This is a genomic window from Duganella kummerowiae, from assembly GCF_053572355.1.
In genome coordinates, this window is sequence record NZ_JBKFEH010000010.1 from 263,213 (window position 1) to 289,065 (window position 25,853).

Sequence of the window (25,853 nt, forward strand, 5' to 3'; positions counted from 1 at the left end):
ACATCACAACAGCAAAAAGGCGGCAGCCGCCACGGCGGTCGGCGCCAGGGCGCCCAGCAGCAGCGCGCCTGCGCCTATCGATGCATCGTTGAAGCCGCGCCGCAGCAGCGCCACCCCGGCCGGATTGGGGGCGTTGGCGATCACGGTCAGGCCGCCGCCGGTGACGGCGCCGGCCATCAGCATGTATTGCGAGCCCGGCGATATGCCGTCTATCAGCGAGCCGAGATAGGTCAGGGCGGCGTTGTCGGTGATGGCGGTCAGCGCGGTGGCGCCGAAGAACAGGGCCAGCGGCGACAGGCTGGACACGATGGGCTGCAGCCACCATTGCTGCATCCCGCCCAGCACCACCAGCCCGGCCAAGAAAAAGCCCACCAGCAGGCCTTCCTTGATGATCAGGGGCGACTGGTAGCGTTCATAGGCCTGGGTGAAGCCCAGGAACAGCAGGAACAGGCCGAGGAACAGCACCGGATGGTGGCCCAGCACCACCATGGCGGCCAGGAAGCCCAGGTGGATCAGGCTGACCAGCAGCGGCGCCCGCTCCTGTTCCTGCGCCTGGTGGCCAGCCGCAGGCGGGGACAGGTGCTTGCGCAGCACGGCGGTCGCCACGCTGGCGTTGAGCAGCACCGCCAGGGCGGCCTTCCAGCCGAAGTGCGCGGCCATGAAGGCGCTGTCCCACTGCCAGGTGGACGCCACCATCAGCACTGGCGGCGCGGCATAGGAGGTCAGGGTGCCGCCGATGGAGACGTTCACGAACAGCACGCCCAGGGCGGCGTATTTCAGCCATTCCGGCACGCCGTCGCGGAACACCAGCGGCGCCAGCATCAGGGCCGCCAGGGTCATGGCGGCCGGCTCGGTGATCAGGGAGCCGGTCAGCGGCACCAGGGCCAGTCCCAGCCAGGTCATGGCGACCTCGGTGCGCAGCGGCAGCAGGCGGGCGATGGCGCGCAGCAGGCGCTGCACGATGTCCAGCACCGGGCGCGAGGCCGCCACCACCATCACCACGAACACGAACAGCGGCTCGGTGTACTGGCGCGATTCGGCGTAGGCGGTGGCCGCCTGGCCGCCCTGCAGCAGCGCCATGAACAGCACCAGGAGGAAGGCCCAGAAGCCGAACACCACCTCGACCTCGCCCAGCAGGTGGAACAGGCCGGCGTGGCGCGGGTGGCGGTGCGCCAGGGCCTCGAACGACTTGGCGGCGAAGGTGTGCAGCAGGGCCAGTCCGAACAGGATGGCGCCGGCCAGTTGCATGGTGTCCAATGGTAGTCCTGTAACAATGGCGGAGTTGCCATGTTACCCCATTGCTGTTCAGGCATACAGCCCGTGCAGGAACCAGCGCGCCTGTGCGCCGCGCTCCAGGTACAGCCAGTAACAGGTGGCGTCGGCGCCCTGGCCGACGTAGTAGTCGCGCACCACGGTTTTTTCGCCCCACCAGCCGACTTCCATGCGTTCCGGGCCGCGTATCAGCTTGAGCGCACTGCCGTACCAGGGGCGTTCGTCGCGCATCAGCAGCGGCACCGGCCGGGCCAGCAGCCAGAACGGGCGGTCGGCCGCGATCACGCCGGGCTGCGCCGCCGGGCGTTTGGCGGTCGCTGGCGTCCAGGCGTTGCCCACCTCCGGGCGGTAGTCCTGAACCATGGCCGGCACCAGCACGTTGTCCGCGCCCAGGCGGGCGGTCAGCAGTTCCAGCAGGCGGTTGAAATCCTCCGGCGTGCCGCCCGGTTCGGGGAACAGCGATTCCGTCGGTGGGCGCATGGGTTCCAGCTTCAGCGTTTCCAGGCGCAGCGCGATCACCGGCGCGCTCAGTTCGACCTTGGCCAGGCGTTCCTTGAGCAGGCGTATCAGATGGCTGTCCTGCCAGGCCGGTTCGGCCAGCATGATCTCCAGCGGCGTGGGGGCGATGGCGGCGCGCCCGCGCTCGTGCTCCATCCACAGTGTGATGGCGCGGATGGCCAGCTGCTGCACCGTGAGCCAGCCGGCCAGCTGGGCCAGCAGCTGGGTGGCGCCATGCAGCAGCGCATGCGCGTGCTCGATGCGGTCGAAGGTTTCGATGCGGGCCGAAAAAGTCTTGGGCGCCTGCAGCCATTCGAACAATTCGGGCGCCTCGCCGTAGGCGCGGTCCAGGTCGGCCAGCAGGCGCGCGCTGGTGCGGCGCTGCAGGCCGGGGCGGGGCAGGGCGCGCAAGTCGCCCAGGCGGTGCGCGGCGATACCGTTGAGCCAGTCCGCGTACGGCAGGCTGGCATGCAGGAGTTCACAGGGCAGCTGGTCCAGGCGGCGCCGCAGGCGGTCCAGGCGCAGCACCCGGCGGCGCAGCGGCAGGCCGCGCTGGCGGCCGGCGCGCGCCAGCAGCCAGGCGCCCTGGGCGGTGGGGGCGGCGCCCAGCTGCGCGCTCAGGCCCAGCGCCGCCGTGCTGCGCGCCACGCGGCGGCACAGGGCGTGCGGACCGCCGAACAGGCGCAAGCTGGCCGAGACGTCCAGCAACAGGGTGGCGTCCTCCTGCGGCGTGACTTCCGGCGTGTACTGCATCAGGGCCAGTGCCAGGGCGTGCAGGGTTTGCTGTTCGCGCGCGGGATCGCGTTCCAGCACGCCGGTCTCGGGCGAGATGGCGGCCACGCCGCCGCCGCGCATGCCGGGCTGCACGCCGAGGGCGGCGGCCTCGGGCGAGACGGCCAGCACCCGGCCCTGGTCGATCACGGCATAGGGGCCGGGTTCACACCAGTTCGGGCGTAACGATTCGAGCGACAGCAGCGGCAGGTGCACGCTCAGCAGGAGCTTCATGATGGGCAGTCCGTGACAGGCGGTCGGCCGGCATGCCGGCCAGCGGGATGAACAGGGTACGCTCGCAGTGCGGGCCGCGGCGCTTGACGATATCGGCCTGGATGCCGCGCGCGGCCGGACGCAGGGCGATGCGCAGCGGGGCCGGCGACGGACTGTTGGCGGCGGCCAGCGGGCGCACCATCCAGAACAGGGTATCGGCGCCCTGGGCCGCCAGGGCGAGGCGGCGCAGGGCTTCCGGACGCAGCTGCGATTGCCACAGGATGAGGGCGCCGCAGCTGCCGTTGCGCAGCACCTGTTCGGCGGCCCACAGGGCGTCGCCACTGCTGTGCGGGCGTAGCCACAGCAGGTTGCGCTCGTCGAGTTCCCAGCTGCGGCAAGCCATGGCGTGCGGCTGGTAGGGCGGCTGGATGAAGGCCACGTGCTGGCGCGCCGACAGCAGGCGCAGCACCGGCTGCAGCAACTGCATCTCGCCGATGCCGGGCTGCTGGGGCAGCAGTTCTATCATGGCCGAGCGCGGCCAGCCGCCGTTGGGCAGTTCGCGGTCCAGCGGCCGGAAACCTGTCAGGCAGGTGGCCATGCCGGCCCGCGACAATTCGCTGGCGCGCCACACGTCGCGCAGCGCGTGCGGATCGGTGGAACTGGCGGCACTGGCAGGTAAGGGAGGGGCTAGCATGGCGGATTTCGGTGCACTGTGTTTTTATACAGTATAATTCGCGTCGGCGGTGCAGGCAAGTCGGCACCGCAGACCTTGCTCGGTTACGGCTTCTGATGCACAGTAATGTCTTTCTCAGTCAGGAACCACGATGCGGGTTGAACGTTTTGAATTCACCACCGTCAGCGGCCATCAGCTGGCGGCCCGGCTGGATGCGCCCAGGGAGGCGGTGCGGGCTTACGCCCTGTTTGCGCATTGCTTCACTTGCGGCAAGGACGCCATCGGCGCGGCGCGTGTGGCGCAAGCGCTGGCCGCGCACGGCATCGCCGTGCTGCGCTTCGATTTCACCGGGCTGGGCGCCAGCGGCGGCGACTTTTCCGACACCAATTTCAGCTCCAACGTGGACGACCTGGCCGCCGCCGCGCAGGTCATGCGCGAACGCTATGCGGCGCCGCAGTTGCTGATCGGCCATAGCTTGGGTGGCGCGGCCGTGCTGGCGGCCGCCGGCCAGATCCCGGAGGCGAAGGCAGTGGTCACCATGGGCGCGCCCAGCACGCCGGCCTATGTCACCACCATGTTCCGCGACCACCTGGACACCATTGCCGCCGAGGGCGAGGCCAGGGTGCAGCTGGCCGGGCGTCCGTTCGTGATCAAACAGCAGTTCGTGGAGGATGCGGCCAGCCATAGCCTGAAGGAGAGCATCGCCACCCTGCGGCGCGCGCTGCTGGTGCTGCACGCGCCCGGCGACGATACTGTGGCGCTGGCCAATGCCATGGAAATCTTCATGGCGGCCAAGCATCCGAAAAGCTTCGTGTCGCTGGACACGGCCGACCATTTGCTCACGCGCAGGGAGGATGCGGTGTATACCGCCAATCTGATCGCGGCCTGGGCCGACCGCTACCTGGAGCCAGCCGCCCAGGCTGAGAGGCCGTTTCAAAATGAGCAGGGCTAGGCGCCGCGACGCAGACAGTGCGCCTGCACGGCAAGGAGCGGCAACGACGCCATGGTCTTTTTGAAACGGACTCTTAAAAGTCTTCCGACAAGTCTTTCCAGCCCTTGCTGGCGGCAAAGGCGTTGAATTCGTCGGGCGCTTCCAGCACCAGCAATCGGCCTTCCTGCAGCACCGGATCGCCGGCCGCCAGGGCCGGGCCCTTGTAGCCGGCCGTGCGCAGCTGGGCCACCACGGAGTCGATCAGGGCGCGGTCCTTGTGCAGGCCGGCGATGGGCGCCTTGAAGTCGACGTAGACGTCGATGGCGCCATAGCCTTCGTCGAAGATGCGGATGGCCTTGGCCTCGTGGGCGCGGCCGGAACTGTCGGTGGCCTTGAACGGGCCGCTCAGTGTGATGTCGGTATCATTGCTCATGCCGCCAGCATACACCATACCGCGCCCGCGCCGCTTACTTGAGCGGCGCGAAGATGGCTTCCAGGCGGTCCGGCGTGCCCGGGATGCGTTCCAGGCGCGGGTATTTCAGGCCGCCGTGGTAGTCCAGCGCAACGCTGCGGTACAGGCTGCCGCGCTTGACCAGGATCTCGATGGGCGCCGTGCCGCCCTTGGCGGCGGTGACGGCGGCGCGCAGCAGTTCCGGCTTGTAGGCCTTGCCATTGACGGCCACGATCACGCTGCTGCCGGACAGGCCGGCCCGGAAGCCCACCCCATCCCACACGATGGCCTCGACCTTGCCGCCTTCGCCCACCGAGAAGCCCAGCGAATACTGGAAGTCGGCGCTCTTGCTCTGGTCCTCGCGCTGCTTGAGGAAGTCGGTCTGCTTGTCGGTGTAGACCAGTTTCCAGCCGGCGCGCGCCAGGCCGTCCAGTGGAGCGCCGGGGCCGTGGCCGTCCAGCCGGCTGCGCAGGAAGGGCGCCCAGTCGTAGGGCTGCAGCTTGTTCAGGGCCTGGACCACGTCCTCGAAGGTGTAGTGATTGGCCGTGTACTTGCCGTCGTCCACACCGAAGAAGGCCCGCGCGAAGTCGTTGAGCGAGCGCTTGTCCTTCGACAGTTCGCGGATTTTGGTGTCCACGTCCAGCCAGATCAGCATGCCTTCCTGGTAGTAGTCCTCGGCGCGCTGCCAGTTGTTCCACGGCTGCGGGCGGCGCGCGTTGACGATGGGGTCGTTGGTGGTGTCCTGCACGGCGCGCCACTCGCGGCCCTTGACGTTGTCGTAGCGGGCGGCGGTGACGGCAAACAGGTCGCGCATGTGGTCCGTCTTGATCAGGCCGGAGCGGGCCGACAGCACATTGCCCCAGTACTGGGTCTGGCCCTCGTAGACCCACAGCAGGGTGTTCTGCAGCGGGGTGTTGAAGTCGGGGACGTCCTGGTCGGCCGGGCGCATGAACTTGCCGTTCCAGGAGTGCGTGAATTCATGCGGCAGCAGCTCGCGCTGGCCTTCCTTCTTGGCCCATTCGCTGAAGTAGCCGGACTTGACGCCGTTCTCGCTGGACTCGTGGTGCTCACGCCCTATGGTGCCGAATTCGTCGCTGATCGAGAACAGGAAATCGTAGTGGCGGTAGTGCTTGGCGCCGAACAGCTTGTAGGCCTGCTGCACCATCTCGCGGTGCGGCGCGATCTGCTCGGGCGTGGCGTTGAGGGCTTCGGCATTGTCGGCCACCACGTTCAGGTGCACCGGCACCTTGGCGCCCGGATCGAGGTCGATGCGGCGGAAATAGCGTCCCGCAAACAGGGGCGAGTCGATCAGGGTTTCCAGGTCCAGCGGCTTGAAGGTGACCTCGTCGCCCTTGCGCTCGGCCGTCTCCAGCGCGCTGCCGTACTGCCAGCCGGCCGGCAGCTGCAGCTTGGGCTGGAAGGTGATGCGGCGGCTGTTGTGGCCGGCCGGATACAGCGCCACCGACTGCCATTGCACGCCCAGGATATCGTCGGTCATGGTGGTGCGGCCCTGGCTGGCCTCCACCGGGGACAGGTATTCGTAATCGAGTTCCAGCGTATCCACCCCGGCAGGCACGTCCAGGTGGAAGGCGTGCACGTTGACGGTGTCGCGCCGCCAGTCCAGCGGCTTGCCGTTGGCCGTGATGCGCAGGCCGGCGAACTGGTTCAGCGGCGCGCTGGGGCCATGGTTGCCGGGCACCCATTCCGGATACAGCAGGGTCAGCTTGCCGGGCCGCACCGGCAGGGTTTCATGGATGCGGAAGATCTGCTGCGCGGTGTTGGTGGCGTCCACCTTGATGACGATGGTGCCGGGGTAGGGCTGGTCCACCGGGGCGGGGATGGGATCGGCGTGGACGGCGCCGGCCAGGGTGGCGGCCAGCAGGGCGAGCTGGGTAAGCTTGAACATAGCGGGATAGGGCGGTTGGACAAGCCAAAGAGTGTAGCACGCGGGAAATTTTTCCCGGCCAAACGGCGCCTCAAAAAATTTTGAAAAAAACCCCTTGAAAGCCGTTAGCCCCACCCTATCTTGGATCCGTGGTTGCTGATGTCCTGGGGCCACAACACTTTATATCGCTTAACTTGAAAAGGATATCTATCATGCGTACTTTCGACCTGACTCCCCTGTACCGTTCCGCCATCGGCTTCGACCGCCTGGCCCAACTGCTGAACGACGCCCAACGCGGCGACGGCAGCCCCAGCTATCCCCCCTACAACATCGAACTGGTGGCCGAAGATAAATACCGCATCGTGATGGCCCTGGCTGGCTTCAGCCGCGAGGAAATCGACATCACCTTCGAGCGCGATTCGCTGCAAGTGGTGGGCCGCAAACAGCGCGACGGCGTGGAGCGCACCTACCTGCACCGTGGCATCGCTGCCCGCGACTTCGAGCAGCGCTTCCAGCTGGCCAACCACGTCAAGGTCACTGGCGCCACCTTCGAAAACGGCATGCTCAACATCGAGCTGGTGCGCGAAGTGCCGGAAGCCCTGAAGCCGCGTAAAATCGTTATCGACGGCGGCGACAATGTGACCGCCCTGGAGCAGCGCGCCGCATAAGGCCGCTTAAAAAAGATCGTGGCGTCGTTGCAGCTGCTCGCCGTGCATACGCACTGTCTTCGGAGCCGCGTCTCGCCACGTTCATTTTGAAGCGCGCTTGAAGAGCCCTTGAAGCGCGCTTCCTCAGTTTCATCCTGTAGCAACGACTGGCCGGGTAACCCCCGGCCAGTTGTACGTTGGGAACATCATTGTCTTTGGTTAAGCGGCGTTTAATTTTATTGCCGCATATTGGATACATCGATAAACCTTTCATCTATCAGGAGTGCAGCAATGAACTACGGATCGAAAACCTTCAAGCGGACCCTGGCAGCCCTGGCCGTGGTCGGTGTGCTCGGTGCGGCGGGCGCGGTTGCTGTGCACCAGAACGCCGCCACGGCGGCCGCTACTCCGGTAGCCGCCGCCGTGGCCCCGGCCGCCGCGCCGGGCAGCGGCGTGGCGGTGCCGGCTCCCGGCATCACCTTGCCCGACTTTAGCGTGGTGGCGGCCCACAACGGCCCCGCCGTGGTCAACATCAGTGTCACCGGCAGCACCCGCGCCGTGTCCATGGACGGCCCCGACCTGCGCGGCCGCGGCGACCCGATGGACGACCCCTTCTTCGAATTCTTCCGCCGCTTCCAGGGCCCGCAGGGCGGCCAGCGCTCGGTGCCCACGCACGGGATCGGCTCCGGCTTCATCATCACCCCGGACGGCGTGATCCTGACCAATGCCCACGTGGTGCGCGACGCCAGCGAAGTGACCGTCAAGCTGACCGACCGCCGCGAATTCCGCGCCAAGGTGCTGGGCTCCGATCCCAAGACCGACGTCGCCGTGCTGAAAATCGACGCCAAGAACCTGCCCGTGGTGCCGCTGTCCCGGACCAATGACCTGAAAGTGGGCGAATGGGTGCTGGCGATCGGCTCGCCCTACGGCCTGGAGTCCACCGTGACGGCCGGCGTGGTCAGCGCCAAGGGCCGCTCCCTGGGCGGCGAAGACAGCACCGTGCCCTTCATCCAGACCGACGTGGCGGTCAACCCCGGCAACTCGGGCGGCCCGCTGTTCAACACGCGCGGCGAAGTGGTCGGCATCAACTCGCAAATTTATAGCCAGAGCGGCGGCTACCAGGGCTTGTCGTTCGCCATCCCGATCGAGGTGGCGTCCAAGATCGCCGACCAGATCGTCAAGACCGGCAAGGTGGCGCACGCCAAGCTGGGCGTCTCGGTGCAGGAGGTCAACCAGGGCTTTGCCGACTCCTTCAACCTGGCCACGCCGGAAGGCGCGCTGGTGGCCAACGTGGAGCGCGGCGGCGCCGCCGACAAGGCCGGCCTGAAACCCGGCGACGTGATACGCAAGGTGAACGGCAACAAGATCGTCGGTTCGGCCGACCTGCCGGCCATCGTCGGCCTGGCCCTGCCCGGTGATAAGATGACGCTGGAAGTCTGGCGCCAGGGTAAGAACGTGGAACTGCCTGTGGTGCTGGGCAACGCGGCCGACAAGGCGGCCCCCGGCGCCGACCAGCGCGCCAGCGCCAGTGCGCCGCTCAAGCTGGGCCTGGCCCTGCGTCCGCTCGACCCGGTCGAGAAGCGCCAGTCCGGCATCCCCGGCGGGCTGGTGATCGAGGATGCCAACGGCGCCGCCGCCAGCGCCGGCGTGATCCCGGGCGACGTGCTGCTGTCGGTCAATGGCCGCCCGGTGAACAGCGTGGAACAGGTGCGCGAGGTGGTCGGCAAGTCCGACAAGTCGGTGGCATTGCTGATACAGCGCGGGGATGAGAAAATCTTCATCCCGGTGCGCCTGGGCTAAGCGGCTCCCCGGCACAGAACGCAACATAAAAACGGAAAGGATAAAACCATGCGGCTGCTGCTGGTGGAAGACGATACGATGATAGGCGAAGTGGTGCTCGACCTGCTGCGGGCCGAGCACTACGCGGTGGACTGGGTCAAGGACGGCGCCATGGCCGACACGGCGCTGCAGACCCAGACTTACGACCTGGTGCTGCTGGACCTGGGCCTGCCGCGCAAGGATGGCCTGGAAGTGCTGCGCTCGATGCGGGCCCGCAAGGAGCTGACCCCGGTGCTGATCGCCACCGCGCGCGACGCCAAGGAAGACCGCATCGCCGGCCTGGACGCTGGCGCCGACGATTACGTGCTCAAGCCCTACGACCTGGACGAGCTGCTGGCCCGCATCCGCGCCCTGCTGCGGCGGGCCGCCGGCCGCGCCGAGCCCATCTTCGAGCACAAAGGCGTGACCGTCAATCCGCAAACCCGCGAAGTGCTTGCCGAGGGCAAGCAGGTCAACCTGTCGGCGCGCGAGTGGGCGGTGCTGGAGGCGCTGATCGCGCGCCCCGGCATCGTGCTGTCGCGCCATCAGCTGGAGGAAAAGCTGTACAGCTGGAAGGATGAGGTCAACAGCAATGCGGTCGAGGTCTACATCCACGGCCTGCGCAAGAAGCTGGGCAGCGACCTGATACAGAATGTGCGCGGCCTGGGCTACATGGTTCCCAAGCTATGAGAGTGAAGGTCAAGGTGCCGCCGTTGCCCAAGGTGACGGTGACGCACTCGCTGCGCGGGCGCCTGCTGTGGTTCCTGCTGGCTGCCATCACCATGGCGGCGCTGGCGCAGGCCGCCATCGCCTACCGCACCGCGCTGGTCGACGCCAACGATATTTTCGACTACCACATGCAGCAGATGGCCATGTCGCTGCGTTCCTCCGCCCCCAGCTCCAGCAAGGCCGCCGATCCCGACAGCGATAGCGGCAACGACGACATGGTGGTCCAGGTCTGGACCGCCGACGGCGTGCAGGTATTCCGCTCGCTGTCGCGCGCCGCCCTGCCGCAGCGCGCCGTGCTGGGCTTCTCCAATGTGCAGGTGAAGAACACCACCTACCGGATATTCTCGGTGCAGACCGCCAACTCCACGGTGCAGGTGGCGCAGGACATGGCGGTGCGCCAGCGCATGGCCGGCAACCTGGCCTTGCGCACGGTGGGGCCGATCGCCGTCATGGCGCCGGTGCTGATGCTGGTGGTGTGGTGGGTGGTGAGCGGCTCGCTGGCGCCGGTGTCGCGGGTGCGGCGCCAGGTGGCGGCGCGCCAGGCCGACGATTTGTCGCCGGTGTCGGAAAACGATTTGCCGGACGAGGTGCGGCCGCTGGTGCACGAGCTCAACCTGCTGTTCGGCCGGGTGCGCACCGCCTTCGACGCCCAGCAGCACTTCGTGGCCGACGCCGCGCACGAACTGCGCACGCCGCTGGCCGCGCTCAAGCTGCAGGTGCTGAGCCTGGAGCGGGCCCAGGACGAGGCGGCGCGCAAGGTGGCCGTCGGCCGCGTCACGGCCGGCATCGAGCGCGCCACCCGCCTGGTGGAGCAGCTGCTGGTGCTGGCGCGCCAGGAAGGTTCGGCGGCCGACTTCAAGACCGAGCCGGTCAACCTGACCGAGCTGGCCAAGCGCACCCTGGGCGACTTGAGTGGCCTGGCGCAGGCGCGCCAGATCGACCTGGGCCTGGAGCATGCCGATGAAGTGTATGTGGCCGGCCAGCCGGACGCGCTGCTGATACTGCTGCGCAACCTGGTCGACAATGCCATCAAGTACACGCCGTCCGGCGGCACCGTGGATCTGGAGGTGCGGCGCGAGGCGCCCGCCGCCGGCACCGGCGGCGGCCTGGGCAAGGTGTTGCTGGTGGTGGCCGATTCCGGTCCCGGCATCCCTCCCGAGGAGCGCGAGCGTGTGTTCAGCCGCTTCTACCGGGTGCCGGGCAGCCAGGCCAGCGGCAGCGGGCTGGGCCTGAACATCATCCAGTCCATCGCCGAACGTCATGGCGCCAAACTGACGCTGGACAGTTCGGAGCGCCTGGGCGGCCTCAAGGTGCAGATAGAATTTCCCGAGACTGCGAGGCCCGCTCCCGGCTAGAATGGCGTTTTTGACCATCTGTCAGGCGCAGCATGAAGAAAATCGGTTTTTCCGGGACCCTGGACCCCATCACCAACGGCCACATGTGGGTGATCAACGAAGCCCGTGCGCTGGCGGACGAGGTGGTGGTGTTCCTGTCCGAGAACCAGGCCAAGAAACCCAAGTTCAGTGCCGAGGAGCGCCAGAGCATCATCCAGCTCAGCTGTGCTGAACAGGGCTGGGATAACGTCTCGGTGGTGATCGTGCGCGGCGACTACACGGCGCGGGCGGCGCGCAAGCACGGCGCCGAATACCTGATACGCGGCATCCGCAGCACCGCCGATTTCGACTACGAAAACCTCATACAGCAGACCAACGTGGAAGTGCTGCAGGGCCTGAAGACCATCTTCGTGATGCCGCCGCGCGACCTCGGTTCGGTGAGCTCCAGCTTCGTCAAGGCGCTGGAAGGCCCGATAGGCTGGAACTGGATCATGCAGAAATTCGTGCCCGGCCCCGGCTACCACGCCTGGATCATGAGCTGGCTGCGGCGCGAATGGGAAACCCTATGGGATTACGCGCACGCCGACGTCACCTCCATCAGCCATGCGGACGAGTGGTTCGCGCGCCTGACCGGGCCCGCATGCTATGGCGGGCCGGCGCGGCGCTACCACAACCTGGACCACCTGGTGCACGGGCTGAGCGAGATTCGCGCCTGGGCCGCCAACACCAGGCCCGATCCGCAGGCGGTGGATATCGTCAAGCAGGCGTTCTGGTTCCACGACGCCGACTACACCCCGGGCAGCACGGTGCCGGATGCGCCCACCAGCGAGGAAGCGAGCGCGCGCCTGTGGCAGGGCAGCGGCCTGCATCACGACACCAGCGACGCGGCGGCCCTGATACGCGCCACCGACCACTTCCAGGAAGCGTCCATCATCCATCCGCTCAAGGACGTGCTGCTGAGCGTGGACCTGGCCATCCTGGGCCAGGACGAGGAAGTGTATGACAACTACGCCAGGGGCATACGGATCGAGTATGGCCACCTGGACGACGCCGAGTACCGGCGCCAGCGGGCCGGCGCGCTGGCCCACCTGAGCCGCAAGGCCGAGGCGGGACAGCTGTTCGGCGATCGGTATTTCTCGTCGCAGTACAACGAGCGCGCCATCGCCAACATGCAGCGCGAGATTGCAATGCTGCAGTCCTGACGGCTTGGGCCGCGCTGCGGGGGGGCGGCAAGGCGGCTTCCGGCTGCCGGCGCGAGGGCCGGTCTTAGTGCGTGCCGCCTTCCGGTAGTTCGACTTCTTCCTTGCGGGCGGCGATTTGCTGGCCCAGGTCCAGCAAGTCCAGCTTGGCCTTGCGGGCCTTGGGGAACATTTCCTCTTCTTCTTCCTTGACGTGGTGGTCGATCAGCTCGCCCAGCACCTTGACCTTGGCGTCGTACAGGTCTTCGGTGGGTTCCATGGACAGGATTTGTTCGATCAGGTCCTTGGCCGAGGCATGTTCCACCACGGCTTCGTCGACCATGTCCTCATCCTTGGTGGCGGCGCGCACGGCGGGGTAGAAGATCTCTTCCTCGGCCGTGGTGTGCTTGACCAGCTCGGTGCAGATCTGGATCGCCAGTTTCTGCTTGCTGATGTGGGCGCGGTCGCCCAGTTCCTCGTACTGCTCGAACATGGACTTGACCTTGTCGTGATCGTCCTTGAGCAGGGCGATGGCGTCCTGCGGATCGGTCTCGGTGGGAATGGGCTTGGGCAGTTTGTCTTGCGATTGGGAAGTGGTTCTCATGACGGCTCCTTGGGTGGCGATGAACAATGTGCTACCAAGGCCAGTCTAGGCCTGCCCAGCGGGCCGCTCTGTACGTTGCCCCACTCTAGGGTGGGTTGCCTAGCCGCTGGCTGCGGATCGCCAGCACGAACACGGTATCGATGTCAGGCAAATAGCGGTAGAGAACCCGGTACCCATGTGGACGCGAACCTATCAGCAGTTCTTGCTTGCCTCCTTGCGCCAGTCGCCCAATATTGGGGTTCTGGCCGAGGATGCGGAGGGAGGCGACAATATCACTGATTTTGGAAGCAGGATGACTTACATGATGGCTGACCAAATAGTCGAGTATGCGCTGCAAGTCGGCATCGGCTGTTGGCATTAATTCCAGTTTTGCCATGTCTTTCCTAGCCTGGCGGCGGGGATAATTCAGCGAGGCGCTGTTCCAAGCGCTTTTCCACGACATCGAGGGAAATGGATTTGCCGGTTTGTTGAAATTCAGCCCAGCGCCGATCTGCTTCTGCATCCATCCCGGCGTTTTGGAGCGCATCCTCAATTTTTTCCAACAGTGCCGCAAGTGCGAATTCGCTGGGAGACTGGCCTGCCTGGGTGGCTAATGCGGCAAGCCGGGCGTGCAGTTCATCGGCGAGGGAGAGGGTAATTTCCGGCATGGCTTTCTCCTGTAAGAGTGGGCGATTCTACTCTCTCAGGAGTGGTGCTTGCGCTGCGCTGTGTCAACGTGGTTAAAGATCGCTATCCGTATTGAAGCCGGCCGGCAGGGCGGCGGGGATCCAGGCTTTGCCGCCCGCGACCACCACCATGGGCGGCGCTTGCCTGTTGTCGCGGTGGGCGGCCAGCACGGTGGCAAGGTCCGGCATGTAGGGGCAGTCCCAGCGCACCGCGAACACGGCGCCGTCGCTGCTGGCATAGCGGCGCAGCACGCCGCCGCCATCCTCGGCGCTGACGTGGATGGCGTACAGGGCCGCGCCGGCTGCCCGTTGCTGGCGCTGCTGGAACAGCACCGGCGGCGCTGGCCCCAGCATGGCGTAGGCCAGTGCGCCCTGCAGCAGGGCCAGCAGCAGTAAGGAGATCAGTACCCGGTGCATGGTGTAGTCCTCGTAAAGGGCGTACCAGTGTAGGCCGGGTGGCTGTCAGTTGCCGTTAGCCGGCTGTAAGCAAACGTAACCGTCAGGGTATCAGTGACCACACGTGCGCGGCTACCGGGCCGCTGCGCAGGCGCAGGCGGTTGCGCGCCAGGCATTCGTACTGCGCGCCGGTTTTGCGCGCCACGGCCAGGCTGGCCTCGTTGCCCTCGGCAACCACGATTTCAACCCGCGTCAGCCTCAGCGGCCCGAAAGCGTGGCGCGCCAGCGCCGCCGCCGCACTGCTGGCCGCGCCCTGGCGCTGGGCCGAATCGCGCACCCAGTAGCCGAGGTTGCAGAAGCCGCAGGTGTTGTTCAGCTGATTCAGTCCTGCGCCGCCGATGAAGCGGGCGCCATCTGCGCTGAAGATGCCGAACTCGTGGGCCGTGTGGGCCGCGCGCGCGGTGTCGCACATGGTGAACCAGTCCAGCGCTTCCTGCTCGGTGTAGCCATCATGCCCCCACAGCATCCACGGCGCCAGGCTGGACATGGACTCGCGCACGGCAGCCGCAAAGGCCGCAGCATCGGTGCTGGTGTAGGGTCGGAGCAGGTAGTCGTCGGCGCGCAGCTGGAGCATATGGGATGGGCAGGAGTGAAAAAAACGGCGCCCGGAGGCGCCGCCGTGCTTGCAGTGTAACGCGCTTAGAACTTCACGTACAGGCGGCCGAAGTACGAGGCCCCGTTCAGGCCGAACTGCACCGACTCATACTTGAAGCCGTTGTCGGTCTCGTCCGGGTTCTGCGAGGTCGGCTTGACGTTGAAGATATTGTTGCCGCCGAACGAGAACTTGGTGTTCTTGTTGATGGTGTAAGTGAAGCTCAGGTCGGCCGAGGTCTTGGACTCGTAGTGCTGGTTGGCCACGCCGTTGGCGGTGCCGCTGTAGGTGCCCAGGGTCTGCGGGCCGAAGTGGATGATCTTCAGGTCGGTTTCCCACAGGGCATGGGTGTAGTCGAAGCCCAGCGTGGCCTTGGAGCGCGGCGCGCCCTGTTCGATGTACAGGCGTTCCTTCTCGGACAGCAGCACATCTTCGTAGCCCTTGAGCGAGGCCGGGGCGTGGATGCCGGTCACCTCGGTCTTGCTGACGTTCAGGGCCAGGAAGGTGGTCAGTTTGTCGGCGCCGAAGCTGGCCTTGTGCGAGGCGGTCAGGTCCAGGCCGCGGGTTTTGGTGTCCACCGAGTTGACGAAGAACTGCGCCTGGCCCACGCCCAGGGTGGCCAGCTTGGCAGCCAGGGCAGGGTAGTTGCTATCGTCGAAGCGGCCGGACAGCACGATGCGGTCCTTGATCTTGATCTGGTACAGGTCGGCCGTGACCGAAATCGCCTGGCTGGGCGTCCAGGTGCTGCCCAGGGTGTAGCTGGTGGATTTCTCTTCCTTCAGGCTGGGGATGCCGGCCAGCCTGGTGACGGCGCTGTTGTTGGGCGCCAGCACCACGTCGGTGGGTACGCCGCCGATGAAGTCGGTGAAGGTGGACGAGAAATACATCTGCTGCAGCGAGGGCGCACGGAAGCCGGTCGAGGCCGAGCCGCGCAGCAGCACGGCCGGCGCCACGCGCCAGCTGCCGGCCAGCTTGCCGGTGGTGGTGGTGCCGAAGTCGCTGTACTTCTCGTAGCGCACGGCGCCCTGGGCCTTGACCGTGTCGCTCAGGTCGGCTTCGAGGTCGAGGTAGGCCGCCGTGCTATGGCGGCTGGCGTTGACCTGGTCGGCCGGCTGGAAGCCGGGGAAGCCCTGGCTGCCGGCGTTGCCGCCCACGCCGACGCCGTCGGCGTCGATGTAGGAACCGGCTTCGCCGGCATAGATCTTGTAGTTCTCGTGGCGGTACTCGCCGCCGAAGGCCACGTTCAAGCCCTTGCCGATGGCGCCGTCGAAGTAGCGGTTGAAGTCCAGGTTGGTGGTCAGCTGCTCGAAGGCGAAGCCGCCGGCGTTGAAGCTGCTGGGGCTGACGCCCTTGCCGCCGGCCAGCAAGTCCTTGTTGGCGATGGACGCGTTCAGCGTGTTGCTGATGTCGTAGATCATCTTGTTGTAGCCGTAGGTCTGCGACAGGTCCATATTCCATTCGCCGGCCTGGCTGCGGTGTCCCAGGATGGCGTAGCGGTCGTCGATCCGGGCGTTGATGAAGGGAACGAAGCCGTTTGGGTACATGGCGGCCGAGTTGCGCGACGGGATATCGTCGCTGCCCACGCCGCCCCGGGCCCAGGCGCCCGAGGACGCATCGCGGCTTTGTGCGCCGGCCGTGAAATACAAACGGCCCGTGCCCACGGTGGGCAGTTCGCCGTTCAGGTAGATGGTCTGGTTTTCCGTCTTGCTGTCGCCTATGGTGCGCGGGTTATCGGCTTCGGCGCGGTTGGAGCGGCCGCGGTCCAGGTATTCGCCGGTCACGCCCAGCACGCCGCCGTTGCCGATCTCGAAGCCGCAATAGGCCGAGGCCAGGTAGTTCTTGCCGTCGCCCTTGCTGTACTGGCTGTAGCCGGCCACCGCTTCGCAGCCTTTGGATTTCTTCAGGCCGATGTCCATCACGCCGGCGATGGCGTCCGAGCCGTACTGGGCAGCGGCGCCGTCGCGCAGCACCTGCACATCCTTGATGGCCAGCATGGGGATGGCATTCATGTCGGTGCCGGTGTTGCCGCGGTTGCGGGCGCCGAACAGGTTGACCAGGGCCGTGGTGTGGCGGCGCTTGCCGTTGACCAGCACCAGGGTCTGGTCGGAGCCCAGGCCGCGCAGGGCGGCGGAATCGACCAGGTCGGCGCCGTCGGAGCCGGTCTGGCGGGTCGAGTTGAACGAGGGCGAAACATAGGTCAGGGTCTGGGCCAGGTCGAACTGGCCGCCTTGCTCGCCGGCCTTGGTCATGGGGATGACGTCGACCGGCACCACGGTGTCGGTGGCCGAGCTGGTGGCGCGGCGCGAACCGACGATGCTGACGGTTTGCATATCGGAGCTGGTCGTTTGTGCATAGGCTGCCGGGGCGGCGGCCAGGGCCAGCAAGACGGCTTTACGTAGGGTACAGGTTGCGAACACGTGTCGTCTCCCGATCAAAAAGTCCTGATTTTAGTCAAGCGGTGATCGGACACCTAGAAAACTGTATCGCGTGTGACTATTTTGCAAAAACAGCGTTTTTGCTGTGAAAACGCTACCACATCGTGTAGAAATCGGTTAAACGGCCGCGCCGCCGATCAATATGCGTCCATCCTGCCATTCCGTGCGTATCAGGCAGGGCTGGCCCAGGTTGGCGCCCTGGTGCAGCCGCAGGCCATGTCCCAGCAGCACGGTGAGGGCGCCGGCCGCCACGCCCGTGGCGCCATCCTCGGCGGCCGGATCGAGATGGTTGAAATTGCGGCCTTCCAGCGCGCCGTCAGGGCGGCGGCACCAGGCGTACGCTCCGCTCACGCCGTGCTGGCGGCCCCAGTCGGCAATGGCGGGCAGGTCGGGCGTGAGCGCCTGCAGTGCGGCGCTGTCGGCCACTTCCAGCAGCAGCTTGGGGCTGCCGACCGAGGCCACGGCCGGCGCCGAGGCGAGGGCGATGGCGGGCACGGCCAGCATGCGGGCCGCCAGGCCGGACTCGGCCGCTGCGGCCAGGGCCGTGTCCGCGACCGGCTGTGGCGCCAGACCGATGTAGACCTCGCCATCCTGCAGCAGCAACTCCAGTGCCTGGCCGCGCATGGCGGTATGCACGGTGAGGGCGGGGCGTTCGGGCGACAGCAGCACGCGCGCCGCCGCCAGGGTGGCGTGCAGGCACAGCGGGCTGCGCGTGTGCGGATAGAAATAATCGAGCACGATGGCGCCGCCGGGGGCGCGGTCGATGAAGACGCAGGCGGGCTTGTTGCGTTCGCGGGCGAACCGCTGGCGCTGCTCTACGCCGCCGTCGTCATCCTGTATCACCAGGGCCGGGTTGCCGCCGTTGGGGGCCGCGCCGAAGCATAGCAATTCTTGTACGGTAGTCATGCGCCCTAGTATAAACGCGGCCATGGTATAGAATACTGTACAAAAACACAGTATCCATCATGGCCTCCGATATTCCACTCCAGGGCTTGCCGGCCTATGCCGAGCTGTTCTGCCTGTCCAATTTCAGCTTCCTGCAGGGCGCGTCCCAGGCCGAGGAGCTGGTGGCGCGCGCCGTGGAGCTGGACTATGCGGCGCTGGCCATCACGGACGAGTGCTCGCTGGCCGGCGTGGTGCGGGCCCATGTGGTGGCCAAGGAGCATGGCTTCCCGCTCATCATAGGATCGCACTTCCATTTGACCAATCCGGATGGCAGCCCGGCCCTGTCGCTGGTGCTACTGGCGCGCAACCGGGAGGGCTATGGCAACCTGTGCGAGCTGATCACCATAGGCCGCAACCGGGTGCAGAAGGGCAGCTATTTGCTGCGTCCCGGCGACTTGGCGGCGCCTCCGCCGGAGTTTGAACACCTGCGCGGCGCGCCCGATTGCTGGGCGATTTTGCTGCCCCATTATCCGGCCCAGCGTCCGGAGGATATTGACCGGCTGCACACCCAGTCGGCGTGGATGGCGGCCTGCTTCGGCGAGCGCTGCCGCATCGGCCTGAACCTGCTGCAGCTGGCCCATGACGATGCGCACAAGGCCAGCGTGGCGGAGGTGGCGCTGCAGCACGGCATGCCGGTGGTGGCGGTGGGCCATGTGTGCATGCACGTGCGCTCGCGCAAGCCGCTGCACGATACCCTGGCCGCGATCCGGGCCGGCAAGCCGGTGGCCGAGTGCGGTTACGCGCTGGCGCAGAATGCCGAGCAGCATTTGCGGCCGCGCTTGCGGCTGGCCAACCTGTATCCGCCACAGGCGCTGGCGGAGACGCTGCGCATGGCGCAGGCGTGCACGTTTTCGCTGGATGAATTGAAGTACGAGTATCCGGACGAGCTGGTGCCGCCCGGCCATACACCGGCCAGCTATTTGCGCGAACAGGTTTACCTGCACGCGCCCCAGCGGCTGGAGCATGGCTTGACGGAGGAGATGCGCGAGCGTATCGAGAAGGAACTGGCGCTGATCGCCGAGCTGCGCTATGAGCCGTTTTTCCTGACCGTGTACGACATCGTGCGCTTTGCCCGCGAGCAGAAGATCCTGTGCCAGGGGCGCGGCTCGGCCGCCAATTCCGTGGTGTGCTACTGCCTGGGCGTGACCGCCGTCGATCCGGGGCGCGCCAACACGCTGATGGAACGCTTCATTTCGCGCGAACGGGCCGAGCCGCCCGATATCGACGTCGACTTCGAGCACCAGCGGCGCGAGGAAGTGATCCAGTACATCTACGCCAAATACGGGCGGCGCCGCGCGGCGCTGGCGGCGGTGGTGATCAGCTACCGGCCGCGCAGCGCACTGAGGGACAGCGGCAAGGCCCTGGGCGTGGACCTGGCCATCGTCGACCAGGTGTGCAAGTCGCACCGCTGGTTCGACAGCAAGGCCGACCTGCTGGCGCGCCTGGAGGAATGCGGGCTGGACCCGGCCTCACAGATCGCCCAGCAGTGGGCCGCGCTGGCGCTGCGGCTGCTGAGCTTTCCGCGCCACTTGTCGCAGCATCCGGGCGGCTTCGTGATCTCGCAGGGCAAGCTGTCGCGCCTGGTGCCCATCGAGGCCGCCACCATGGCGGACCGCAGCGTGATCCAGTGGGACAAGGACGACCTGGAATCGCTGGGACTGCTGAAAGTGGATGTGCTGGCGCTGGGCATGCTGTCGGCCCTGCGGCGCGGGCTGGACCTGGTCAGTGCGCGCCATGGCAAGCGCATGGAGCTGCACCAGATTCCGTCCGAGGACAAGGCCACTTACGAGATGATGTGCAGGGCCGACACCATGGGCGTGTTCCAGATCGAGTCGCGCGCGCAGATGAGCATGCTGCCGCGCCTGAAGCCGCACAAGTTCTACGACCTGGTGGTGGAGGTGGCGCTGGTGCGGCCGGGCCCGATACAGGGCGGCATGGTGCATCCCTATTTGCAGCGGCGCATGGACCCCAGACTGATCGACTATCCGCCCGGGCTGAAGCCGGCGCTGGAGCGCACCCTGGGCGTGCCCATCTTCCAGGAGCAGGTGATGCAGATCGCCATGCTGGCGGCGGACTATACGGCCGGTGATGCTGACCGCTTGCGGCGCGATATGGCGGCCTGGAAGCGCAAGGGGAATATCGAGCAGCATGAGGCGCGCATCAAGGCGGCCATGGCGAAGAATGGCTACGACGTGGACTTTGCCAGCGCCATCTGCGAGCAAATCAAGGGCTTCGGCGAATACGGCTTTCCCGAGTCGCACGCGGCCAGCTTCGCCCTGCTGACCTATGCCAGTTCCTGGCTCAAGTGCCACGAGCCGGCCGCCTTCCTGTGCTCGCTGCTGAACAGCCAGCCCATGGGTTTCTACAGCCCGTCGCAGCTGGTGCAGGACGCCAAACGGCACGGCATAGCGATACGCCCCATCGACGCCGCCATCAGCGCTTGGGACAGCACGCTGGAGGAATTGGACGACACCCGCACGCAACAGCCTGCCGTGCGCCTGGGATTGTCCCTGCTCAAGGGCATGCGCCAGGAGGCCGTCGAACGCATCATGGCGGCCCGCGCGCATGGACCGTTTGCGGACGTGGCCGACCTGGCGCGCCGCGCCGCGCTGGAACGCCACGACCTGCAAGTGCTTGCCGCCGGCAACGCCCTGCAACAACTGGCCGGACACCGCCGCCAGGCCCTGTGGCAGGCCGTGGGCGCGGCGCCCGAGCGCGATTTGCTGCGCCCCACCGTGCCGCGCGAGGACATCCCGGTGCTGGCCGCGCCGTCCGAGGCCGACGACATCCTGGCCGATTACCGCTCGCACGGCCTGACCCTGGGCCGCCATCCGCTGGCGCTGCTGCGCGCCGCCCTCAAGGCGCAGCGTTTCATGCCGGCCGAGGTGCTCAACCACTACAGCAACGGCGCGCTGGCGCGGGCCTGCGGCATCGTCACGGTGCGGCAGCGGCCCGGCACGGCCAAGGGCGTGATCTTCATGACTTTGGAGGACGAGACCGGCAACGTGAACGTCATCATCTGGCCGGCCTTGCTGGAGCGGCAGCGGCGCGAAGTGCTGGGCGCGCCGCTGCTGGGGGTCTATGGCATCTGGCAGGAAGAAAGCGGCGTGCGCCACCTGGTGGCCAAGCGGCTGGTGGACATGTCCCATTTGCTGGGACAGCTGCCCACCCGCAGCCGCGATTTCTGTTAATGCCTGTTTGGATGCGGCATCTGGATCAGCGCAGGCCGGTGCCCAAGTCCGTGCCTCTGGTGCCGTAGTAGCTGTGCACCTGGCTGGCCCAGGTCTGGTTGGCCATGTCGGGCCAGTGGTCGGGATCGAAGCCGGGGGCGGCCTCGATGCGTTCCTTGTCGATATTCATGGTGAAGCGCTTGTTGGCGGTGTCCAGGGTCAGGGCTTCCCACGGCACGGCAAACAGTTTTTCGCCTATGGTGAGGATGCCGCCGGACGCCATCACGGCGTAGGCAATTTTGCCAGTTTGCATATCGAGCATGATTTCCTTGATGGTGCCCAGGTGCTCGTTTTTCAGGTTGTGCACATGGTCGCCGATCAGGGTGTCGGCGCCCATCAGGGACGGGCCGGGGCCCACGCTGCCGGTGTCGACATAGGTGCCGTCTGCATCCAGGGTTTGGTAGCTCATGATTGCCTCCTGTTGTGTAAAATGCCAGTCTGGACCCGCCCGCAAAGCTGGTCTGTACGTTATGCCACGCTGGTGCGTAGCCCCCCGTAGCCGCCGCGATGATGAAGAATCGGACGTTTTAGGATATAATTTCAATTTCCCGCACGTGCCGTCCGGCACTATCCGCAATGACCAAATATGTATTCGTCACTGGTGGCGTCGTGTCTTCCCTGGGCAAGGGGATCGCCGCCGCCTCCCTCGCTGCGATCCTTGAATCGCGCGGCCTCAAAGTCACCATGCTCAAGCTCGACCCGTACATCAACGTGGACCCGGGCACCATGTCCCCCATGCAGCACGGCGAAGTGTTCGTCACCGACGACGGCGCCGAGACCGACCTGGACCTGGGACATTACGAGCGCTTCATCAGCACCCGCATGCGCAAGGTGAACAACTTCACCACCGGCCAGATCTACGAATCCGTGATCCGCAAGGAGCGCCGCGGCGAATACCTGGGCAAGACCGTGCAGGTCATCCCCCACATCACCAATGAAATCCAGGATTACATCCGCCGTGGCGCGGAAGGCTACGACGTGGCCCTGTGCGAAATCGGCGGCACCGTGGGCGACATCGAGTCGCTGCCCTTCCTGGAAGCGGCGCGCCAGCTGAGCCTGCGCGCCGGCCGCAAGAACTCGGCCTTCGTGCACCTGACCCTGGTGCCCTACATCGCTTCCGCCGGCGAACTGAAAACCAAGCCTACCCAGCATTCGGTGCAGAAGCTGCGTGAAATCGGCATCTCGCCCAACGCCCTGCTGTGCCGCGCCGACCGCCGCATCCCGGAAGACGAGCGCGCCAAGATCTCGCTGTTCTCCAACATCGAAGAGCAGGCCGTGATTTCCGTGTGGGACGTGGACACCATCTACAAGGTGCCGCAGATGCTGCACGACCAAGGGCTGGACGCCATCATCTGCGAGGCGCTGGACTTGAACCCGGCGCCGGCCGACCTGTCCGTGTGGAGCAAGCTGATCCACACCCTCGAGCATCCCAAGGCGGAAGTATCGATCGGCATGGTCGGCAAGTACGTGGAACTGACGGAATCCTACAAGTCGCTGACCGAGGCCCTGCGCCACGCCGGCATCCACACCGAGTCGCGCGTCAACATCGAGTACATCGACTCCGAGGAAATCGAGAGCACCGGCTGCGCCGGCCTGGCCAAGTTCGACGCCATCCTGGTGCCGGGCGGCTTCGGCAAGCGCGGCGTGGAAGGCAAGATCATGGCGGCCCAGTTCGCCCGTGAAAACAAGATCCCCTACCTGGGCATCTGCCTGGGCATGCAGGTGGCGCTGATCGAATACGCACGCCACATGGCTGGCCTGACTCACGCCAACTCGACCGAATTCGACCTCGGCACCCCGCAGCCGGTGGTGGCCCTGATCGACGAGTGGCAAGGCCAGGACGGCAAGGTCGAGAAGCGCGACGAGAATTCCGACCTGGGCGGCACCATGCGCCTGGGCGCCCAGACCTGCGCCATCAAGCCGGGCACCCTGGCCTCGGAAATCTACGGCGCCGTGGTGACCGAGCGCCACCGCCACCGCTACGAGGCCAACAACCACTACCTGCCGCGCGTGGAAGCGGCCGGCCTGGTGGTGGCGGCCCGCACCCCGACCGAAGACCTGTGCGAAATCATGGAACTGCCGCGCAGCGGCGACAACGCCCACCCCTGGTACATGGGCGTGCAATACCACCCCGAGTTCAAATCGACCCCGCGTGACGGCCACCCGCTGTTCACCTCGTTCATCAAGGCGGCCCTGGCGCACAAGGCGGCAGCAGCCACCCAGCAAGGAGATGCGGCATGAAACTGTGCGGCTTTGACGTCGGCCTGGATCAGCCATTCTTCCTGATCGCCGGCACCTGCGTGATCGAATCGCGCCAGATGGCCTTCGACGTGGCCGGCGCCATGAAGGAAATGACGGCCGAACTGGGCATACCCTACATCTACAAGTCGTCCTTCGACAAGGCCAACCGTTCCTCCGGCACCTCGTATCGCGGTCCCGGCATGGACAAGGGCCTGGAAATCCTGGGCGACGTCAAGCGCGAGCTGGGCGTGCCGGTGCTGACCGACGTGCACTCGATCGAGGAAATCGCCGCCGTCGCCTCGGTGGTGGACGTGCTGCAGACCCCGGCCTTCCTGTGCCGCCAGACCGACTTCATCGTGGCCTGCGCCGAGTCCGGCCTGCCGGTCAACATCAAGAAGGGCCAGTTCCTGGCCCCGCACGACATGAAGAACGTGATCGAGAAAGCCCGAGCCGCCGCGCGCGCCAAGGGCTTGAACGAAGACAACTTCATGGCCTGCGAACGCGGCGCCTCGTTTGGCTACAACAACCTGGTGTCCGACATGCGCTCGCTGGCCATCATGCGCGAATCGAACTGTCCGGTGGTGTTCGACGCCACCCACTCGGTGCAGCTGCCGGGTGGTAACGGCACTTCCTCGGGCGGCATGCGCGAGATGGTGCCGGTGCTGTCGCGCGCCGCCGTGGCGGTGGGCGTGGACGGCCTGTTCATGGAAACCCATCCGAATCCGGCCTGCGCGCTGTCGGACGGCCCCAATGCGGTGCCGCTGGGCCGCATGAAGGAGCTGCTGTCGGTGCTGATCGAACTCGATCGCGTCACCAAGAAAGCCGGCTTCCTGGAAAACAGCTTCAACTGACATCTCCGCCCGGGTGTTGCTGGCCCGGGCGTCACCAGCAGCATCCCCCGCAGATTGCGTCCCGCCTTGGCGCGTCTAGACGCAAGGTGCGCCCCCGTTTTGCTTAACTTTGGAGAATGACATGAGTGCTATTGTTGACATCATCGGCCGTGAAGTGATCGACTCGCGCGGTAATCCCACCGTCGAATGCGACGTGCTGCTGGAATCGGGCGTGATGGGCCGCGCCGCCGTGCCGTCCGGCGCCTCGACCGGTTCGCGCGAAGCCATCGAGCTGCGCGACGGCGACCCGAAACGCTATTTCGGCAAGGGCGTGCTGCAAGCCTGCGAGAACATCAACACCGAGATCTCGGAAGCCATCATGGGTCTGGACGCCAATGAGCAAGCCTTCCTGGACCGCACCCTGATCGAGCTGGACGGCACCGAGAACAAGTCGCGCCTGGGCGCCAACGCCATGCTGGCCGTGTCCATGGCCGTGGCCAAGGCCGCCGCCGAGGAAGCCGGCCTGCCGCTGTACCGCTACTTCGGCGGCTCCGGCGCGATGCAGCTGCCGGTGCCCATGATGAACGTGATCAACGGCGGCGCCCACGCCGACAACAACCTGGACATCCAGGAATTCATGATCATTCCGGTTGGCGCACCGTCGTTCAAGGAAGCCATCCGCTATGGCGCCGAGGTGTTCCACACCCTGAAGAAAATCCTGCACAAGCAGGGCCTGAGCACCGCCGTTGGCGATGAAGGCGGCTTCGCTCCGTCGCTGGCCTCGCACGAAGATGCGATCAAGCTGATCATCCAGGCCATCGAAGACGCCGGCTACGAGCCGGGCACCCAGGTCGCCATCGGCCTGGACTGCGCCGCCTCCGAATTCTACAAGGATGGCAAGTACGAGCTGGAAGGCGAGGGGCTGTCGCTGACGGCCACCGAGTTCACCAACCTGCTGGCCACCTGGTGCGACAAGTACCCCATCATCTCGATCGAGGACGCCATGCACGAAGGCGACTGGGAAGGCTGGGCCATCCTGACCGAAGCGCTGGGCAAGAAAGTGCAGCTGGTGGGCGACGACCTGTTCGTCACCAACACCAAGATCCTGAAGGAAGGCATCCAGAAAGGCATCGCCAATTCCATCCTGATCAAGATCAACCAGATCGGCACCCTGACCGAGACCTTCGCCGCCATCGAGATGGCCAAGCGCGCCGGCTACACCGCCGTGATCTCGCACCGCTCGGGCGAAACGGAAGACTCGACCATCGCCGACATCGCCGTGGGCACCAACGCGCTGCAGATCAAGACCGGTTCCATGTCCCGTTCGGACCGCATGGCCAAGTACAACCAGCTGCTGCGCATCGAGGAAGACCTGGGCGACATCGCGTCCTACCCTGGCCGCGACGCGTTCTACAACCTGAAGTAAAAGGCAGAGCCCGGTTCCTGCGCGGCGCC

23 protein-coding genes are annotated in these 25,853 nt (G+C 66.2%); 10 read left to right on the forward strand and 13 right to left on the reverse strand.

The window, feature by feature from the left end; all coding sequences use genetic code 11:
- Nucleotides 1-3 precede the first annotated feature (3 nt).
- From ACLB1G_RS14775 to imuA, 3 genes are read right to left on the reverse strand one after another with little or no spacing between them, the layout of a single operon-like run.
- The gene (locus ACLB1G_RS14775; protein ID WP_491628223.1) at nt 4-1,248 is read right to left on the reverse strand and encodes a putative Na+/H+ antiporter; all 1,245 of its coding nucleotides are present in this window, start codon (nt 1,246-1,248) and stop codon (nt 4-6) included.
- A 57-nt stretch (nt 1,249-1,305) separates the two neighbouring features.
- On the reverse strand, nt 1,306-2,775 hold the full coding sequence (locus tag ACLB1G_RS14780; protein ID WP_491627981.1) for a Y-family DNA polymerase: 1,470 nt from the start codon (nt 2,773-2,775) through the stop codon (nt 1,306-1,308).
- Entirely contained in the window at nt 2,708-3,448 is a 741-nt protein-coding gene (imuA, locus tag ACLB1G_RS14785; protein ID WP_491627982.1) for a translesion DNA synthesis-associated protein ImuA, read from the reverse strand. The genes ACLB1G_RS14780 and imuA overlap by 68 nt, the downstream gene beginning before the upstream one ends.
- A 130-nt stretch (nt 3,449-3,578) precedes the next feature.
- Here imuA and ACLB1G_RS14790 point away from each other — a divergent pair, with 130 nt between their 5' ends.
- The gene (locus tag ACLB1G_RS14790; RefSeq protein WP_491627983.1) at nt 3,579-4,379 is read left to right on the forward strand and encodes an alpha/beta hydrolase family protein; all 801 of its coding nucleotides are present in this window, start codon (nt 3,579-3,581) and stop codon (nt 4,377-4,379) included.
- A 73-nt stretch (nt 4,380-4,452) separates the two neighbouring features.
- On the opposite strand, the gene ACLB1G_RS14795 is transcribed toward ACLB1G_RS14790, so the two are convergent.
- Complete coding sequence (locus tag ACLB1G_RS14795) at nt 4,453-4,791, reverse strand: hypothetical protein (protein ID WP_491627984.1); 339 nt, start codon at nt 4,789-4,791, stop codon at nt 4,453-4,455.
- 34 nt (nt 4,792-4,825) lie between these two features.
- Nucleotides 4,826-6,715: a M61 family metallopeptidase gene (locus ACLB1G_RS14800; protein ID WP_491627985.1), complete on the reverse strand. Its 1,890-nt coding sequence runs from the start codon at nt 6,713-6,715 to the stop codon at nt 4,826-4,828.
- Between the two features lie 191 nt (nt 6,716-6,906).
- On the opposite strand from ACLB1G_RS14800, the gene ACLB1G_RS14805 reads away from it, so the two are divergent.
- The 5 genes from ACLB1G_RS14805 (at nt 6,907) to coaD (ending at nt 12,424) form a co-directional block, all read left to right on the forward strand.
- Nucleotides 6,907-7,362, forward strand: coding sequence for an Hsp20 family protein (locus ACLB1G_RS14805; RefSeq protein WP_491627986.1), 456 nt, complete (start codon nt 6,907-6,909; stop codon nt 7,360-7,362).
- A 270-nt stretch (nt 7,363-7,632) separates the two neighbouring features.
- Entirely contained in the window at nt 7,633-9,141 is a 1,509-nt protein-coding gene (locus ACLB1G_RS14810; protein WP_491627987.1) for a DegQ family serine endoprotease, read from the forward strand.
- A 48-nt stretch (nt 9,142-9,189) separates the two neighbouring features.
- Nucleotides 9,190-9,849: a response regulator gene (locus ACLB1G_RS14815; protein WP_491627988.1), complete on the forward strand. Its 660-nt coding sequence runs from the start codon at nt 9,190-9,192 to the stop codon at nt 9,847-9,849.
- A complete protein-coding gene (locus ACLB1G_RS14820; protein ID WP_491627989.1) occupies nt 9,846-11,243 on the forward strand; it encodes an ATP-binding protein in 1,398 nt (465 codons plus the stop codon). Before ACLB1G_RS14815 ends, ACLB1G_RS14820 begins: the two co-directional genes overlap by 4 nt.
- Nucleotides 11,244-11,275: 32 nt before the next feature.
- Nucleotides 11,276-12,424: a pantetheine-phosphate adenylyltransferase gene (gene coaD, locus ACLB1G_RS14825; RefSeq protein ID WP_491627990.1), complete on the forward strand. Its 1,149-nt coding sequence runs from the start codon at nt 11,276-11,278 to the stop codon at nt 12,422-12,424.
- Nucleotides 12,425-12,488: 64 nt separating this feature from the next.
- Here coaD and ACLB1G_RS14830 read toward each other — a convergent pair whose 3' ends face one another.
- The 7 genes from ACLB1G_RS14830 to ACLB1G_RS14860 form a co-directional block, all read right to left on the reverse strand.
- Nucleotides 12,489-13,004, reverse strand: a complete 516-nt coding sequence (locus ACLB1G_RS14830) for a hemerythrin domain-containing protein (protein ID WP_491627991.1) — start codon at nt 13,002-13,004, stop codon at nt 12,489-12,491.
- An 85-nt stretch (nt 13,005-13,089) separates the two neighbouring features.
- Entirely contained in the window at nt 13,090-13,380 is a 291-nt protein-coding gene (locus tag ACLB1G_RS14835; RefSeq protein ID WP_491627992.1) for a type II toxin-antitoxin system RelE/ParE family toxin, read from the reverse strand.
- 7 nt (nt 13,381-13,387) lie between these two features.
- Nucleotides 13,388-13,651: a CopG family transcriptional regulator gene (locus ACLB1G_RS14840; protein ID WP_491627993.1), complete on the reverse strand. Its 264-nt coding sequence runs from the start codon at nt 13,649-13,651 to the stop codon at nt 13,388-13,390.
- A gap of 72 nt (nt 13,652-13,723) precedes the next feature.
- Nucleotides 13,724-14,086, reverse strand: coding sequence for a DUF2844 domain-containing protein (locus tag ACLB1G_RS14845; RefSeq protein WP_491627994.1), 363 nt, complete (start codon nt 14,084-14,086; stop codon nt 13,724-13,726).
- Between the two features lie 82 nt (nt 14,087-14,168).
- Nucleotides 14,169-14,699 (reverse strand): GNAT family N-acetyltransferase, encoded by a 531-nt coding sequence (locus tag ACLB1G_RS14850; protein WP_491627995.1) that lies wholly within the window; start codon nt 14,697-14,699, stop codon nt 14,169-14,171.
- Nucleotides 14,700-14,764: 65 nt separating this feature from the next.
- On the reverse strand, nt 14,765-17,134 hold the full coding sequence (locus tag ACLB1G_RS14855) for a TonB-dependent receptor plug domain-containing protein (RefSeq protein ID WP_491627996.1): 2,370 nt from the start codon (nt 17,132-17,134) through the stop codon (nt 14,765-14,767).
- A 135-nt stretch (nt 17,135-17,269) separates the two neighbouring features.
- On the reverse strand, nt 17,270-18,058 hold the full coding sequence (locus tag ACLB1G_RS14860) for a PhzF family phenazine biosynthesis protein (protein ID WP_491627997.1): 789 nt from the start codon (nt 18,056-18,058) through the stop codon (nt 17,270-17,272).
- Nucleotides 18,059-18,117: 59 nt separating this feature from the next.
- Between ACLB1G_RS14860 and ACLB1G_RS14865 the strand changes: the two genes are divergently transcribed.
- On the forward strand, nt 18,118-21,288 hold the full coding sequence (locus tag ACLB1G_RS14865; protein WP_491627998.1) for an error-prone DNA polymerase: 3,171 nt from the start codon (nt 18,118-18,120) through the stop codon (nt 21,286-21,288).
- Nucleotides 21,289-21,313: 25 nt separating this feature from the next.
- Here ACLB1G_RS14865 and ACLB1G_RS14870 read toward each other — a convergent pair whose 3' ends face one another.
- The gene (locus ACLB1G_RS14870) at nt 21,314-21,736 is read right to left on the reverse strand and encodes a PRC-barrel domain-containing protein (protein WP_491627999.1); all 423 of its coding nucleotides are present in this window, start codon (nt 21,734-21,736) and stop codon (nt 21,314-21,316) included.
- Between the two features lie 167 nt (nt 21,737-21,903).
- Between ACLB1G_RS14870 and pyrG the strand changes: the two genes are divergently transcribed.
- The 3 genes from pyrG to eno all read left to right on the forward strand — a co-directional run bounded on the left by pyrG (nt 21,904) and on the right by eno (nt 25,824).
- Nucleotides 21,904-23,568 carry a CTP synthase gene (pyrG, locus tag ACLB1G_RS14875; protein WP_491628000.1) on the forward strand — a complete coding sequence of 555 codons (1,665 nt, stop codon included), beginning with the start codon at nt 21,904-21,906 and terminating at the stop codon, nt 23,566-23,568.
- Complete coding sequence (gene kdsA / locus ACLB1G_RS14880) at nt 23,565-24,419, forward strand: 3-deoxy-8-phosphooctulonate synthase (RefSeq protein WP_491628001.1); 855 nt, start codon at nt 23,565-23,567, stop codon at nt 24,417-24,419. Before pyrG ends, kdsA begins: the two co-directional genes overlap by 4 nt.
- Before the next feature lie 121 nt (nt 24,420-24,540).
- Nucleotides 24,541-25,824, forward strand: a complete 1,284-nt coding sequence (gene eno / locus ACLB1G_RS14885; protein ID WP_491628002.1) for a phosphopyruvate hydratase — start codon at nt 24,541-24,543, stop codon at nt 25,822-25,824.
- Nucleotides 25,825-25,853: the final 29 nt, after the last annotated feature.